Annotated in this window: 10 protein-coding genes and 2 pseudogenes; 6 read left to right on the top strand and 6 right to left on the bottom strand. The window is 36.7% G+C overall.

Annotated elements, in window-relative coordinates; genetic code table 11:
- The first annotated feature begins 34 nt into the window (after positions 1 to 34).
- Positions 35 to 940: pseudogene (locus B9T28_RS04180) on the top strand (IS5 family transposase).
- Between the two features lie 47 nt (positions 941 to 987).
- Here B9T28_RS04180 and B9T28_RS04175 read toward each other — a convergent pair.
- Positions 988 to 2,370 (bottom strand): aminotransferase-like domain-containing protein, encoded by a 1,383-nt coding sequence (locus B9T28_RS04175; RefSeq protein ID WP_086202701.1) that lies wholly within the window; start codon positions 2,368 to 2,370, stop codon positions 988 to 990.
- 110 nt (positions 2,371 to 2,480) lie between these two features.
- Here B9T28_RS04175 and B9T28_RS04170 point away from each other — a divergent pair, with 110 nt between their 5' ends.
- From B9T28_RS04170 to B9T28_RS15125, 5 genes are all read left to right on the top strand, one after another.
- The gene (locus B9T28_RS04170; protein ID WP_086202700.1) at positions 2,481 to 3,758 is read left to right on the top strand and encodes a hydroxymethylglutaryl-CoA reductase, degradative; all 1,278 of its coding nucleotides are present in this window, start codon (positions 2,481 to 2,483) and stop codon (positions 3,756 to 3,758) included.
- Between the two features lie 43 nt (positions 3,759 to 3,801).
- A complete protein-coding gene (locus tag B9T28_RS04165) occupies positions 3,802 to 5,088 on the top strand; it encodes a tripartite tricarboxylate transporter permease (protein WP_171263453.1) in 1,287 nt (428 codons plus the stop codon).
- A 2-nt stretch (positions 5,089 to 5,090) separates the two neighbouring features.
- Positions 5,091 to 5,993 (top strand): hydroxymethylglutaryl-CoA lyase, encoded by a 903-nt coding sequence (locus tag B9T28_RS04160; protein WP_086202699.1) that lies wholly within the window; start codon positions 5,091 to 5,093, stop codon positions 5,991 to 5,993.
- A gap of 271 nt (positions 5,994 to 6,264) precedes the next feature.
- The gene (locus tag B9T28_RS04155; protein ID WP_086202698.1) at positions 6,265 to 7,530 is read left to right on the top strand and encodes a carbohydrate porin; all 1,266 of its coding nucleotides are present in this window, start codon (positions 6,265 to 6,267) and stop codon (positions 7,528 to 7,530) included.
- Positions 7,531 to 7,598: 68 nt separating this feature from the next.
- Positions 7,599 to 7,724, top strand: coding sequence for an acyclic terpene utilization AtuA family protein (locus B9T28_RS15125; RefSeq protein WP_086202697.1), 126 nt, complete (start codon positions 7,599 to 7,601; stop codon positions 7,722 to 7,724).
- A 243-nt stretch (positions 7,725 to 7,967) separates the two neighbouring features.
- Here B9T28_RS15125 and B9T28_RS04145 read toward each other — a convergent pair.
- The 5 genes and pseudogenes from B9T28_RS04145 to B9T28_RS04125 all read right to left on the bottom strand — a co-directional run bounded on the left by B9T28_RS04145 (position 7,968) and on the right by B9T28_RS04125 (position 14,542).
- Positions 7,968 to 9,235: pseudogene (locus B9T28_RS04145) on the bottom strand (tyrosine-type recombinase/integrase).
- A 528-nt stretch (positions 9,236 to 9,763) separates the two neighbouring features.
- Positions 9,764 to 11,770 carry a lipase family alpha/beta hydrolase gene (locus tag B9T28_RS04140; RefSeq protein ID WP_086202696.1) on the bottom strand — a complete coding sequence of 669 codons (2,007 nt, stop codon included), beginning with the start codon at positions 11,768 to 11,770 and terminating at the stop codon, positions 9,764 to 9,766.
- A gap of 80 nt (positions 11,771 to 11,850) precedes the next feature.
- On the bottom strand, positions 11,851 to 12,777 hold the full coding sequence (locus tag B9T28_RS04135; protein WP_086202695.1) for an ABUW_2363 family tetratricopeptide repeat lipoprotein: 927 nt from the start codon (positions 12,775 to 12,777) through the stop codon (positions 11,851 to 11,853).
- A 110-nt stretch (positions 12,778 to 12,887) separates the two neighbouring features.
- Entirely contained in the window at positions 12,888 to 13,706 is an 819-nt protein-coding gene (gene cysE / locus B9T28_RS04130; RefSeq protein ID WP_086202694.1) for a serine O-acetyltransferase, read from the bottom strand.
- Positions 13,706 to 14,542, bottom strand: coding sequence for an RNA methyltransferase (locus B9T28_RS04125; RefSeq protein ID WP_086202693.1), 837 nt, complete (start codon positions 14,540 to 14,542; stop codon positions 13,706 to 13,708). Before B9T28_RS04125 ends, cysE begins: the two co-directional genes overlap by 1 nt.
- Positions 14,543 to 14,549: the final 7 nt, after the last annotated feature.

Here is a 14,549-nt window from a genome sequence, read left to right as displayed (position 1 = left end):
TCCTTAATGGCTTATTCAGTAATATAATTTAAAAATGAATAAGCCTACACCTAAAATTTATCGTACAACGAATTGGTCTTTTTACAATCCAGCTTTGATCAATCGAGGAAATATCACAATCTGGTTTGATCCTAGCACTCAATGGTATGCTCAGCCAAAAGGCAAACAAGGAAAAAATCAAACTTATTCTGATACGACCATTCAGTGCTGCCTCATGATTAAATCTCTATTTCGATTGTCTTTACGTATGGTCACAGGCTTTGTTCAAAGCCTGCTTAAACTTTGTGGTTTAAACTGGATAGCGCGAGATTATTCGACCATTTGCAGAAGACAAAAGCATATTGATATTGCAATTAGCTATCAAAAAAGCTGTGATGGATTGCATTTATTAATTGACAGTACAGGATTAAAATTTCTGGGTGAAAGAGAATGAAAACGGAAGAAATATCAGCCTAAATATCGTCGATAATGGCGTAAATTCCACCTTGGTATAGATGCGGGAACACTACAAACAATGTCAGTGATTCTCAGGTACTTGGTGATTGACTGAATCAAATCCCAGAATCTGAACAGATTGACTCGGTCTATATAGATGGCGCTTATGACACAAAATATCGCGGACAGATGATTTCAGATAGATAAGTACATGCAGTGATTCCGCTAAGAAAAAATGCGAAGCCTTGGAAAGATATAAGGAGCAGTTTGTTAGAAAGAAATGAGTTGCTTCGAACATTTAAATGTTTAGGTCGAACCATATGGAAAAAGGTCGGGTTACCATCGCTGAAGTTTGGTGGAAATTAAGATGCACTGCATTAAATTATTAGATGATAAATTGTCATCAAAGCATTTTTCAAGTCAGGTTAATAAAGTACATACGAGAATTGCCATCCTAAATAAATTTACAGAATTGGGCAAACCTTATACCCAAATTGTAATTTAAATGGTTTGGGAAAAGTTCAGCTTTTGAATGTTTATGCAACAAAGCTTTTATATATTCAAAAAGGAACTAAATTCTTCATAAAAATTTTGCTTAGAGGCAACGCTAACATTAAGGCGAGTCCATTGATTATATTTCTGTCCATCCAAGCTAAAAATATAACCAGGTGCGAGAACAAGCTTATTTTCAACTGACTTCTTCATCATGTCGTGGGACAAATCTAGATTTTCAAAAGTAGTCCAATAATATAAAGAATCTTGAGCTTCATAAAAAACTTTGCCACCTAATTTTTTAATATTATCTAGTGCATGTTGACTATTTATTTTTAAACTTTCTTTGAAAAATTGGAGATGCTGTTCATAAACTTTACTTTGTAAAATAGTACAAATAAATTGTTCTGCATACTCTGAACTATTTACATGTAAAATGGCTTTAAAATCAGCAAGTTTATCAATCAAATGATATTCACCAACAATAAACCCAACACGAATTGATGGACTGATAATCTTAGAGAATCCGCTAATATAAAGATGATGTGAAAAATCACTATACGAGCTTAATCTGTGTTTAATATCTGTATATTCAGAAAACACATCATTTTCAATAATTAAGCAATTATGTTCCTTGCACAAGCTGTTAATTATCTTAATTTTATCTAGACTGATATGTGTGCCAGTCGGATTGTGTGAAATACTTTGGGTAAAAAAAAGTTTAGGTTTTATCGTCTTTAAATATTCTGCGAGAATTTGACAATCTGGCCCATCGACCAATCGTGGAACCTCAATTATTTTACATTTTGTAAGTTGTAGTTTTTTTAGTAGTGGATAATAAATAGGTGAATCTACTAAAACAATAGTATCCGATTCAACGAAATATCGAATAATCAAATCTATTGCATCATTCACACCATTGGTCAGTAAAATATTATCAGGAATAACTTTAATATTGATTTGGCTTAAACGTAAGGATAGCGTTTCTCTTAATGCTTCATAACCATATTTAGAGCCGTAACGTAATAGCTTTGTATTATTCTCTTGAAGTGATTTTTGCAGAAGTTTATTTAAGGGTAATAGGTCAAACCAAGAAGAATCGGGGAAACCATCTCCAACATTAATTACACCATTAAATGTTTCTAATTGACGACGCATTAGCCATAGCTCATCTATATCTTGCATTTCAATATTGGCTTGTTGAAATCGGGGAAGGTTTTTTTGTTCCATGACAAAAAAACCGGATGCGGGCTTTGAATAGATTAGACCTTCGTCTATTAATTGTTCTAAGGCATAAATGACAGTGTTTTTAGACACATTATATTGACTACATAGCTTCCGAATAGATGGAATTTTTTCATTTTTTTTATATAGTTGCGATTTTATTTGATGTTTTAAAATCTGAAAAATTTGATCAACAAGGTGTACTGAATTGGAGTCCATAATTTATTTAAACTGTCCTAAAAAAACTGTCCGTAAAAACTGTACCTTGAGAGAAATCAGGCAAACACTTAAATTGTTTCTATGAACATAATGAGCATAGGATAGCCAACATGAATTCTAAATTACCTAATTTTCGTAAATTAACAGTTTCAGAACGCCTCAAGGAAGTTTCAAAAATAGCAGGTTTAAATGCTCAACAACAGCAATTATTGGAAAATGATGGTGCGTTAGCTTGTGATTTAGCAAACGGTATGATTGAAAATGTTATTGGAAAATTTGAACTTCCATTTGGTGTTGCTGCAAATTTTCAAATTAATGGTAAAGATCATTTAATTCCAATGGTGGTTGAAGAGCCATCTGTTGTTGCCGCAGCATCATATATGGCGAAAATAGTGCGTGAAAATGGTGGCTTTAGAACCTCAAGTACAGAACCTCTAATGCGTGCACAAGTTCAAATTTTGGGTATTGAATCTGCAGAAAAAGCGAAAGAAATTTTGTTGGCAAATAAACAAGAAATTATTCAGCTTGCAAATAGCAAAGATAAATTCCTCATCAGTTTAGGTGGGGGTTGTAAAGACATCGAAGTGCATTTGTTTGAGTCAACTAAAGTTGGCCCGATGGCTGTTATGCACCTGATTGTAAATGTATGTGATGCAATGGGTGCAAATACAGTGAATACCATGGCAGAGACGGTGACACCATTGGTTGAAAAACTAACCGGCGGTCAAGTTCGTTTACGTATTTTATCCAATCTCGCAGATTTGCGCTTAGTCCGAGCGGAATTGACTGTACGTCCCGATCAATTGAAACAAGAGTCATTGTCTGGTGAAGAAGTTATTGATCGTATGCTAGAAGCATATGAGTTTGCTGTAATTGATCCATATCGTGCGGCAACGCATAACAAAGGCATTATGAATGGGATTGACCCTGTGATTGTTGCTACAGGGAATGACTGGCGTGCAATTGAAGCAGGTGCACATGTTTATGCAGTCAAAAACGGACAGTACACATCGCTTACGACTTGGGAAAAAGATGCGCAAGGTAATTTGGTTGGTCGTATAGAATTACCTATGGCTGTAGGCTTAGTCGGTGGGGCAACGAAAACCCATCCTTTAGCGAAATTGTCTATTCAGATGCTGAATATTGAATCTGCAAGTGAACTCGGAGAGGTTATTGCAGCTGTTGGTTTAGCACAAAATATGGCAGCGATACGTGCATTGGCAACAGAAGGGATTCAACGTGGTCACATGGCATTACATGCACGCAATATTGCGGTTGTAGCAGGAGCTAATCCAGATGAAGTTGATTTAATTGTGGCAAAAATGGTTGCAGAACATGATGTCAGAAATGATAGGGCATTGGAGCTACTGGTAGAATTACGCAGTTAATGAGTTTGCTTTTAAAAACTAGAAGCACTTGGAGTTAGTAGCAATGGATAATGCGATGCAGCAAGATAAAAAAAATGCAGCTCATCACAATCAATGTTCTCAAAAAGATGTATCAAGTGAGAATAATGATGAGCTTGTAGAAGTATGGGGAGATACGGTCAGCTTTCCAGCTTTGGTTATCCCTGGTGATACGTTAGCCACACCGTTAATGGCTGAATGTGAAGCGATGCGAAAACTTGGTGCACCACATATTGCTTTACGTAAGATGATTTCTGGTGCAATTATTTCTGCATTTATTGCTGTGCCATGTGCTGTTTTATTTGCATCCTTATTAGCTCCGTTTGGTGATGCGATTAAAGCATTTGCACCTTGGATTTTTGCTTTAGCGGCAATCATCATTACCTATTTTTCGCCGGGTAAATTAGCATCCACTTTGTTGTTGATTCCATTTGTCGTGCTGATTATTGCATTGCAAAGTTTTACGGCAACTTTCGATACTAAATTATCGATTAGCTATTTTCTGGGTATTGCTATTGGGCCATTAATTGCAGATTTATTAATGGTGAGTTCTCCATTAGGGCGTAAAAAAATGCAGCGCCAATCGGTCAATCAGCTATCTATCGCACCTGAAGTAAAAAGTTGGTCAGGCTATTTCCCCAATCCATTTAAAGTACTAGATAAAGAACAAGTAAAATGGACGGTTGCTACGTCTGTTGTTTCAAGTGCTACTTTTGTTTTTAGTCCAGTTGCAATGACAGTTGCCTTAGGGGAGTTTGTCTCTTCACGATTTAAACAGGTGTATCAGCGCTTAACGACTACACTTACCGCGAAGAATGGTATTACAGAGTCTACTTATATTGCAGAAGCTTTAATTCCGTTGATTGCTTTCGGTCTGCCCTTAAGTCCTGTAGCTGCTGGCCCTGCTGCACCATTATTCAATGCACCACCGGTATTTACCGTTGGTGAAGATGGAGCACAAGGGCATAATTTACATCACCTTTTAAGTCAATGGGAGTTCTTGGGCTATGGTTTGCTCGCGGTTTTCATTGCTTCAATCGTGTCTTATCCATTTGCAATGAATTATGCCCGTCGTGCAGCCTTATTCGTAACCAAATACATTAGTCATGAGGCCATTATTGCAACATTTGTGGGTCTTATTTTAGTGATTAGTTTATGGGAAGGGGCGCTTCTTGGTGTATTGGTTATTATCACTGTTGGTCTAGTCGGTGGCTTATTATCTAAGCATTTTGGCTTTAATACAGGCTGTCAGTTCATGGGGTATTACATGGCGATTCTGTCTGTTCCAGCTTTGATCGGTTTGGTGGGCTAAGCATGAATGACTTTGTGAAAATTGTAGAAGTTGGCGCCCGTGATGGATTACAGAATGAAAAATCTGTCATTGAGTTTAACCAACGATTGGAATTTCTGAATCTACTTGTACGCAGTGGTTTTAAATCAATTGAAGTAGGATCTTGTGTTTCACCACGCTGGGTTCCACAAATGGATAAAAGTACAGCGTTATATACAGCGCTTGAAAAACCTGAACAGGTAAACTCCAGTTTATTGGTTCCGAATATGAAAGGATTAGAAGCTGCGATAGGGGCTGGATGTAAAGAGGTCGCCATTTTTACAGCAGCATCTGAATCATTTGCGCAAAAAAATATTAATTGTTCTATTGAGGAAAGCTTTGAACGTTTTAAACCCATGTTTGAAGTCGCCAAACAGCATGAAATTCAAGTGCGTGGTTATGTATCTTGTGTTGTGGATTGTCCTTATGAAGGGGCAATTGCTCCTGAAAAAGTAGCGAGTGTTGCAAAGCAACTTTTTGATTTGGGCTGTTATGAAATTTCATTAGGTGAAACGATTGGTACAGCTAGCCCAATACGAGTTCGTACGATGTTGCAGCATTGTCTAGACGTTCTCCCTGTTGAAAGGGTAGCAGGGCACTTTCATGACACATATGGTATGGCTATTGCCAATATTGCTGAATCATTAAATTGGGGTCTTAGAATTTTTGATTCTTCGATTGCGGGATTAGGTGGCTGCCCTTATGCCAAAGGTGCTTCAGGAAATGTAGCGACAGAAGATGTGGTGTATTTATTAGAACAATCGGGTTTTAAAACAGGCATTGATATTTCTGCAATGTTAAAGGCGGGTCACTATATTACTTCCGTGCTTCAACGAGAGAATCAATCACATTTTGTAAAAGCCTATACAGCAAAACTATTGGATTAAAAATTGCTGTATAGCGATCAAAAATAGCGTGTTACTGGTTTAGTTGTAAAAATGTGATTGATGAAGGGATGTTAGCTAAAGAATTAGCAAAAGGAAAAAGCTTTAAAAACTATAGAAAAAGGAAGGAGTGAAATTACAGATAGCAGTGTAATTTCACTCAAGCAAAACGTTTAAATTTAATTAAGAACCAAGGCATAGCCAACATGATTTATATCATTCTAATGATATGAATAGGATTTTTGCATGCCTAAAAAGTGAAAAGGATCAAGGAATGAAATTAACAACAAAGATGTTATTCAGCAGTGCAGGACTTATTTTTACCCTTGCACAGAGTCATGCTGCAACTGTTTTAGACCCAAAAGGTAATTACTTATTGGGAGATTGGAATGGAACTCGAAGTAGTCTAGCAGAACAAGGAATTAAGTTTGATGCAAATATTACCGTAGATACCGCCTACTTAGTAGATGGCGGATATAACGATCAGCAAGATCCAACGTATACCAGCCAATTATGGTTAGGGAGTCATTGGGACTTAGAAAAACTACTGGGTTGGGATGGTGTTTCGGTACGTACGATTGTGACCGCACGACAAGGTCAAAGTGTTTCAGTTGAACAACTTTCCGATCCGCTTGCACCACAGATGGGCAATGTTCAGGCAAGCTATGGACGAGGAAATCGTGGTAGTCGTTTAAGTGAATTTTCCATAGAAAAACAATTTAAAGATAATGGAGTAAGTGTCCGTTTAGGTCGGTTCGGTATGGGAACCTATTTTAATGTGATGTCTTGTGACTTCCAAAATACATCTTTCTGTACAGCGCAAATGGGCAAATGGCAGGGAAGTTCCTGGTACAACATTCCTGTGAGTCAATGGGCAGGTATGTTGAAATATCAAATTAATCCTGAGCTCTATACTCAAGTTGCTGTTTTTGAATTTAATCCCACCAATATTAAAGAGAATGAGGGTTGGAACTTAAGTATATCAAATGCAGATGGAGTAACTGTACCAGTTGAATTGGTTTGGCAACCGAAACATGCTGTGAATGATTTGGCTGGTAGTTACCGTGTAGGGATGATGTATAACACCGCAGATAACATTGAAAATCAAAAAGATATTGTGACAGGAGAGGCTAAAGATCATACTTCTGGAGCGTGGTTTATCGCAGAACAACAGCTAACCAGCCGTGGATCAGGTAAACAAGGTTTACATGGATTTATGAATTTAAGTTTTCATGATGAAAGCACCAATAAAATTGATAATATGCAGCAAGTTGGCTTGAAATATATCGGGTTATTGGAAAATCGTGAGAATGATATTTTAGGGTTTGGCCTAAATCGTATTCATGTGAGCGACCGTTATCGTGAACATAGCAGTAGAATAAATAAAGAAGCAGAATATAATATTGAATTAAATTATTCCTACTACCCAACGAAATGGGCAATGCTCCGTCCTAATATTCAATATGTGATTAATCCCGGTGCCACAAGCTATGTAGATAATGCTTTGGTTTTAGGGTTAACAAGTAGATTGACGTTTTAATTAACTGATCTTGAGTTGATTCAAATCTGATTAGTGCATATCGTGCGGGTGGAGCCATCATTACTAAGATGGATGGATCAGGTGGTTTTATTACACCTACCACCCGTAAACAACAGTTAATTTATGAGTTGCATAATCCACATGAATATACATATCCCCAATATCATTGCAGATTTTTCTTCAGTCGACTTTAGACTGGAAGTTGAAAAATCATGTTTTGGTTTCTGGGGCTTATTGGTTCATTATTCATAAAAATATAGCAACCATTGCTACTCTAAATTAAAGAAAGATTCAGATGGAAATTAGATTAATTATCTATCTGATAACAATACTTAGCCCAATTTAGAACACCACCTATTTTTATATGTTTTGATTGTTAATAAGATTGTTGCTTCTGCCATTTAAGGCAGAAGCATGGGTTTTATGCCCTTTATTTTTTATGTAATACAAAAGTCAGTCCGGTCAGCCATTAATGCTTTACGTTTTTCAAGATAAGCACCACGTAAATACGCAGCTTCAACTTCATCTGGCAGTTTATGAGCAAGCACATGCTCACAGACTTCGCGTGGATAATCCGTTTTATCGGCTGACCAGTCACGGAACGTAGATCGAAATCCATGTGTAGTTACAACACGATTTTGTTTAGGATCAATATAGCCTAAGCCATTTTCTTTAACCTTTTGTTCATGCATCCGCTTAATCAAAGCTGTTAAAGACATATCTGAAAGCATGCCACCACCACGAGGTGCAGGAAAAATGTAGCCTTGTGATTCTGTATTAATCTGAATTGATTTCAATAATTCAATTGCTAGTTCTGAAAGTGGAACGCGATGTTCTTTTTCAGCTTTCATCCGTTCTTTTGGAATAATCCATACCTTAGATTCAATATCGATTTCTTGCCATGTTGCACCAAAAATCTCACCAGAACGACAGGCTGTTAAAATTGAAAATTCAAGCGCTTTAGGAGAAATACCATCTTTCTGATGAAGGTGTTGAACAAATTCTGCTACTTGGTCATAAGGCAGAGAAGGGTGAGGGCGTGATATCTGTTTTAAATTCCCTAGAATAGGTTCAAGATTACCTTTCCATTCTGCAGGGTTATCCCCTTCAAAATACTCCATCGCTTTGGCGTAATCGAAAATGGTTTCAATACGGCCACGAAGTCGTTTAGCCGTCTCATTTTTTGTAGTCCAAATTGGCTCTAAAATCTTAGCAATATCTACTTTGGTGATTGAGCTGATAACTCTATCTCCTAAAATAGGGAAAATATAAGTTTCTAGTGTTGTTGTCCATTGACCAATATGTTTTTGATTCTTCAGTTCACGGGTTTTATTTGCTATAACCACTTCTGCACATTCACGGAATGATCTATCCCGAAGTTTCTGAATATGTAGCTTTTCAAGTTGTGCTTGTTTATGAGCAATTGGATCAATGCCGTTTCGAATCTGTGATCTGAGTTCAGTTGCTTTAACACGAGCTTCAGCTAAAGAAACTTCAGGATAGGGGCCAAGACCGATATCACGGCGATGAGGTTTTATTTTCCATCTTTGTCTAAACGCTTACCTACGATAGCACGCAAAATCCAGACACGAGAACCACCCTCGACATTTAGACATAATCCATCCACACCACCAACGGAATATCGACCAGTTACTTTAATTTTTGCTACCCTGAGTGCAGATAGCTCTTTAGACTTCTTCGATATACTATTATTTACCACACAACCTACCCCACATAAAGTACTGGAATTGGCTGGATTGGTCAAGACGGTGTTGGATTGATTTAATTGTATCTAATTGAATAATATATTTTTATAATATTTATTTGGATTGTATAGGACTGCTGTTATGCGGAAACCGCTACAATCGAACTGGATAAATGCTAACAATTAGCAGCAAGAAATTTACATGGATTTTTATTAAGTATACCTTTTAGTATCCTTTTTTAAATTTTTAATGATTTTTTCTTTAAAAAACAGATATGAAAGACTAATGCATCATCGGAGTAAGTGTGGAGAGATCAGCTATTACATGATTACTCATAAAAAACCTTAAATTATTAGGTGTAAAACAAAAAAAGCGTGAAGAACACGATCAATTCTAGATTTTAGCGTATATCACGCTTGATTACAGTGTTAAAGCGTTTGGAAATAAATCATAGCAGGAATAAAGGGCATTAAATAATGGGATTATTGATAAAAAATCTCAATGTACTTATTTAAAGTTTGAAAGAATTATTTATATAAACCTAACTGGGTGAGATGTAGTCTTAAAATGCGTCGTAATTCCAAGACAGCTTCAGGCGTTTCTTGAATCGAATGTCCACCTTTTATAATTTTTTCAGATGCAGCATCGTCTAAATGTGAACTTCTATACGGTACGATCCCATCAGTCATGATATTAGGATCATTACTATCGGTAATATTCCCCATAATTGAATGATAAATCATGCTTTTTTTAGGTAGAACATTCTCGGTTAATTGGGTGAATTTAGAATTGTGACTTAAATCACTGGGACCATTTTGAATAACACCATGTCCAACATCTTTAAGAAAATTTTTAGCATTTAAATCACGTTCATCAATTGAGTCAGCCAAAGCACCTAAAAATGCGCCTGGAAGTTTGATTACTCGGCGTGCTGCAAGGGTAAACCAACGATCCGCGAATGCAGTTCCTCGATGGGGCGCAGAAATAAAAATAGCACGATCAAAATTTGGAATTGAATTGATGGTTAAGCGTGCTTTAAAAATATCATCATTTTTAAATTGATTCACTTTTCGATTATTGAGCATTTTCAAGGCAGGTTGAGTCAAGTTGGCATCACTGACCAAAAGACGAGAAATGATTCCACCCATACTATGACCAATTAATACAGCATCTTTAGCAGAGGCAGATTTTTGATCAATCATTTTAAAACCTTGATTAATAATGGCATTGATTTGATAACGACTTTCTAAAATAGGCATGTTGGTCGAATAAAAAATTTGCCAAACTTGATAATTTTCACGTAATACATAATCACCCATAATGTCATTGGTCAATCGAATCCATGCTTCAGGGCTACTAGCCAGTCCATGTACTAATACAATGACTTTTTTATTCGGATTGTACGGTTCAAGCATGTATAAATGCGGCATGGTTAAACGCTGATCGCGGTCAATTAAACTTAAATAAGCCGCAATACCTAAATTATTTTGTGCAAGCCATAATCCATAAGGAGCTGAAAAATTAGCGGCCAAAGGATATTCATTTCCAGCAATTTTAATTTTTTCGACACTATAGGGATCGTATACTTTAATTTTAAAATTAGGATTGTTAATAATGTCTTGAACTGAAGTTGAAGAAAAGGGTTGCGCGGTAATACTGACTGATAAATAACGTGGAGGATGAATATTTGGATTCATTCCGTTTTTATAATGATAATGCACAGGATCAATGATGTATTTATTTTCTTCTGCTGCCTTTGATTCGGGAAGAATAGCAACAAATTCGGCACCAAAACCATCTCGGCGGTTAATAGAGCGTAACCCTGAAAAATTGAGATTATAACTGGATAATAGGTTTTCAAATTCGGTATTTGCAAGTTTTGGATAATCTTGATAATCAATCGTATAAATACTTTTCCCGATTTTAATTTGTTTAGCAATTTTTTGATTTTTGTGTCTTAAACTATAAGTGGTGATTAATTTGGCAAGTGCTTGATTATAAAAATCTCGAATTTGCACTTGTCTATTGTTAAAAATACGATCTTGAGGATGGCGTTCTGTCTTAAATAAATAGGCATAACTATAACGGATGCTTTTATCCAACATATTGAGTTGCTGATCTAAACATTCATCATGTTTGATTTGCTGTATTTTTTGTTTTTCTTCGGATTGATGTTTGTTAAAGATACTAATTTTACATTCAGATGAAGCATCTAATGCAATTGCTTTGGTTAAATAGACTTCACTGGCTGTAGACAGGAGCTGTTCATCTTGAATTTGAGGAATTGCAATCAGATCTTGTACACATGTTTCAGGATCTTCGGCACATGTTTTTGCTTCACGTCCTGTCATAGAGAGGACATTTAAACTGGCTTCACTCATTTTTGAGCGAGTCAGGATACTATCACGCTCATTGGTGATAGTTATATTCACTTTTTGATTTTTAACACTGACAACTTGACAGCCGCTTAGCGTTAAGGTGCTGATTGTTATCAATACAAGCAGAATGTTATTCTTTGTATACTGCATATTCATGAACTTGTGAAAACCTACAGGAAATCATACGATATTTGAGCAAAAAAATAGACTGAAAATTCAGTCTATTTAAAAAAATATTATTTAGATAAAGCTGGATTTTTCATGACCTGCCACACGTTATAACGGCTTTGTGTTTCAATTTCATTGATCAGTCGATTAACAACTTCGGTTTCTTCAGGATACTTCACTTTATAGTTTTTTAAAGTTTGGATCGCATTCTTTTTTTGTTCCATACCGATGAAGTTATTGGCAGATGATAAATATGCTTCTTGCACGCCTGCTTTCATTGCTTTATCTAAATAAGGAAGAGCTTCTTTTTGACCACCACCTTCAGATAAAGAAAAACCAAACCAAAGATTTGCTTCAGGATCTTCTTTGTTGATCTTTAGAATGCGTTGAGCATAAGTGAGTGATTTGGTTGTATAAGCTGAACCTAAATCTAAATTACGACCTAAGATGCTGGCTTTAAATGCACGAATTAAAATATCAAATGATGCATTATCTTTGCTTGCAAGACCATCCAATTGAGTTGAAACTTCTTTTAATTTGCTTTCCAAACCTTTACGTTCTTGACGATCTGTAAATTGTGGTGGGTAATGACGTGCTTTACCTTCCACCATTTGCAAGAAATCATCAATACTGGTGATATCAATTTCATTTTCACCCGCAAGTACTGCATATTTCATGGTGCGGTTGTTACTATTGATGGTTGGAATAATTAATTTGTTAGTATCTAAAATTAATTTTTGATTTGGGTTGTTTGGATCGGTGACTTCTAACTTGGTTACAGGTTGAGCCGCCGCTTTTTTGAGTTCTAACTCAAATACAGGTGGTTGGTTATAATTAAATGGATTTAATGCATAAAATGGAGGTGATAATTCTGGTTCGGTGTAAACGATTGGATCATTATTGGATGCTGATTTATTTGACTTTATTGATGTTGTACTACATGCAGTGAGTAATGAGGCTGCAATTAATGCGTAGGCCAATGGCTTAATCGTCATATATTTCTTCCGATGATTTTGTAAAAAGTAAAAGTGTGCATATTCCTCAGTCTAAGAAAAGATTTTGGAACATGCAACTTGAAATGCAGAACTATATTAAAAATAATACATTAAGCTTTAGATTGCGTGCTTTGCGCCTCACATTCACGCCTAACTTCTTCAATAATTTTAAGTTCTTCATCACTAAAGGGTTGTTCAGTCTGTAACTGGTTTTTGAAGGTTGGATCAAGCAAAGACAAGCGCTGACATAAACTGTTCATACGCTTTTCATTATTTTGAATACGGTCAAGTAAGACTCGCATACCGTCTAGTATTGGATCTGTCTGTTCTTGTGTTGCAGCATAAGCTTGGAAACCAATACTCTCAGCATAATCACGACGACGAGATTCTTGTTCATTATCAATCGCTTTATTTTTATCTTTAGAAATAAAGCGAGCTGGATTACCTACAGCGGTGATGCCTTCGGGAACAGCTTTGGTCACAACGGCATTTGAACCAACTTTTGCATTTTTTCCGACGATAAACGGACCTAAAATTTTGGCACCTGCACCAACAACAACACCATCTTCAAGTGTTGGATGGCGTTTGCCTTTATGCCATGTTGTGCCACCTAAAGTGACGCCATGATATAAGGTGACATCATCACCAATTTCGGCAGTTTCGCCAATGACCACACCCATGCCATGATCAATAAAAAAACGTTTACCAATTTTTGCGCCAGGATGAATTTCAATGCCAGTAGTGAAACGGCTAAAAGAGGATAAAAGGCGTGCTGAAGTTTTACAGTCTTTGATCCACAGTTCATGAGCAACACGATGCATAATTAATGCATGTATCCCAGGGTAGGTGGTCAGAACTTCAAAAGTATTACGTGCAGCAGGATCGCGCGCGAATACAGCCTGAATATCTTCTTTAAGCTGTTTGAGCATTATTTATGATCCTCATCTGCATTTGTTTTTTTCCATGTACCATTATTTAAGGCTTGTACGCGGCTAAATATGCCACGCAATAAATGATATTCCATTTTATCTAATTGTATACGTCCAAATAAACGACGCAAGCGTAATGGTAATAATCTTGGATTTTTAGGGTCAAGAAATTCAATTTCTGCCAACATTTTTTCAATATGTGGGTAGAACTGTTCCATTTGTTCATGGGTCACTAAGGGTTCATCCCAGTGCATAGCCTCAGAATCCGTCACTGGCATGAGTGCTTCTACGTCAGTCGTCTTGTCAATAAGCTCCAATGTTGCCATACGCATTTCGTAACAAATAACTTGAATGGCTTGGGCGACATTTAACACACCATAGTCGGTATTGACTGGAATAGTGACATGATAATTAGCAAGGGCTAATTCTTCATTGGTTAAACCACGATCTTCACGACCAAATACTACGGCAATTTCCTGCTGGCTATGTATGACAGATTGCATCGATTTTTGTGCAGCAGGGCGTGCATCTAATAATGGCCAAGGGATCGTACGGCTACGAGCACTAGTGCCGAATACCAAATGACAATCTTTAATGGCATCTTCAAGCGTTTCTACAATTTCAATTTGTTCAATTAAATCCGTTGCACCTGCAGCAAGGGCATCAATGTCGGGATGCGGATAGGTTTTTGGTGCAACTAAAACTAATTTAACGAGCCCCATGGTTTTCATGGCACGTAATGCGCTACCAATATTGGCAGGGAGAGTGGTATTGACCATAACAATACGCACATGACTTAAATGCTGCGCTACCGCTGCATTGTCAATAATATCCATAATTATT

Origin of the sequence: Acinetobacter silvestris (genome assembly GCF_002135235.1) — a bacterium.
Classification (GTDB): domain Bacteria; phylum Pseudomonadota; class Gammaproteobacteria; order Pseudomonadales; family Moraxellaceae; genus Acinetobacter; species Acinetobacter silvestris.
The sequence above is the reverse complement of the archived record's forward strand: the minus strand, read 5'-3'. Positions and strand labels throughout refer to the sequence as shown.

What these genes read in the sequence shown, in the direction of transcription:
- B9T28_RS04155 (WP_086202698.1), top strand. Translation starts at nt 6,265, where the DNA reads ATGAAATTAACAACAAAGATGTTATTCAGCAGTGCAGGACTTATTTTT.
- B9T28_RS04160 (WP_086202699.1), top strand. Translation starts at nt 5,091, where the DNA reads ATGAATGACTTTGTGAAAATTGTAGAAGTTGGCGCCCGTGATGGATTA.
- B9T28_RS04125 (WP_086202693.1), bottom strand. Translation starts at nt 14,542, where the DNA reads ATGGATATTATTGACAATGCAGCGGTAGCGCAGCATTTAAGTCATGTG.
- B9T28_RS15125 (WP_086202697.1), top strand. Translation starts at nt 7,599, where the DNA reads ATGGATGGATCAGGTGGTTTTATTACACCTACCACCCGTAAACAACAG.
- cysE (WP_086202694.1), bottom strand. Translation starts at nt 13,706, where the DNA reads ATGCTCAAACAGCTTAAAGAAGATATTCAGGCTGTATTCGCGCGCGAT.
- B9T28_RS04135 (WP_086202695.1), bottom strand. Translation starts at nt 12,777, where the DNA reads ATGACGATTAAGCCATTGGCCTACGCATTAATTGCAGCCTCATTACTC.
- B9T28_RS04175 (WP_086202701.1), bottom strand. Translation starts at nt 2,370, where the DNA reads ATGGACTCCAATTCAGTACACCTTGTTGATCAAATTTTTCAGATTTTA.
- B9T28_RS04170 (WP_086202700.1), top strand. Translation starts at nt 2,481, where the DNA reads ATGAATTCTAAATTACCTAATTTTCGTAAATTAACAGTTTCAGAACGC.
- B9T28_RS04140 (WP_086202696.1), bottom strand. Translation starts at nt 11,770, where the DNA reads ATGAATATGCAGTATACAAAGAATAACATTCTGCTTGTATTGATAACA.
- B9T28_RS04165 (WP_171263453.1), top strand. Translation starts at nt 3,802, where the DNA reads ATGGATAATGCGATGCAGCAAGATAAAAAAAATGCAGCTCATCACAAT.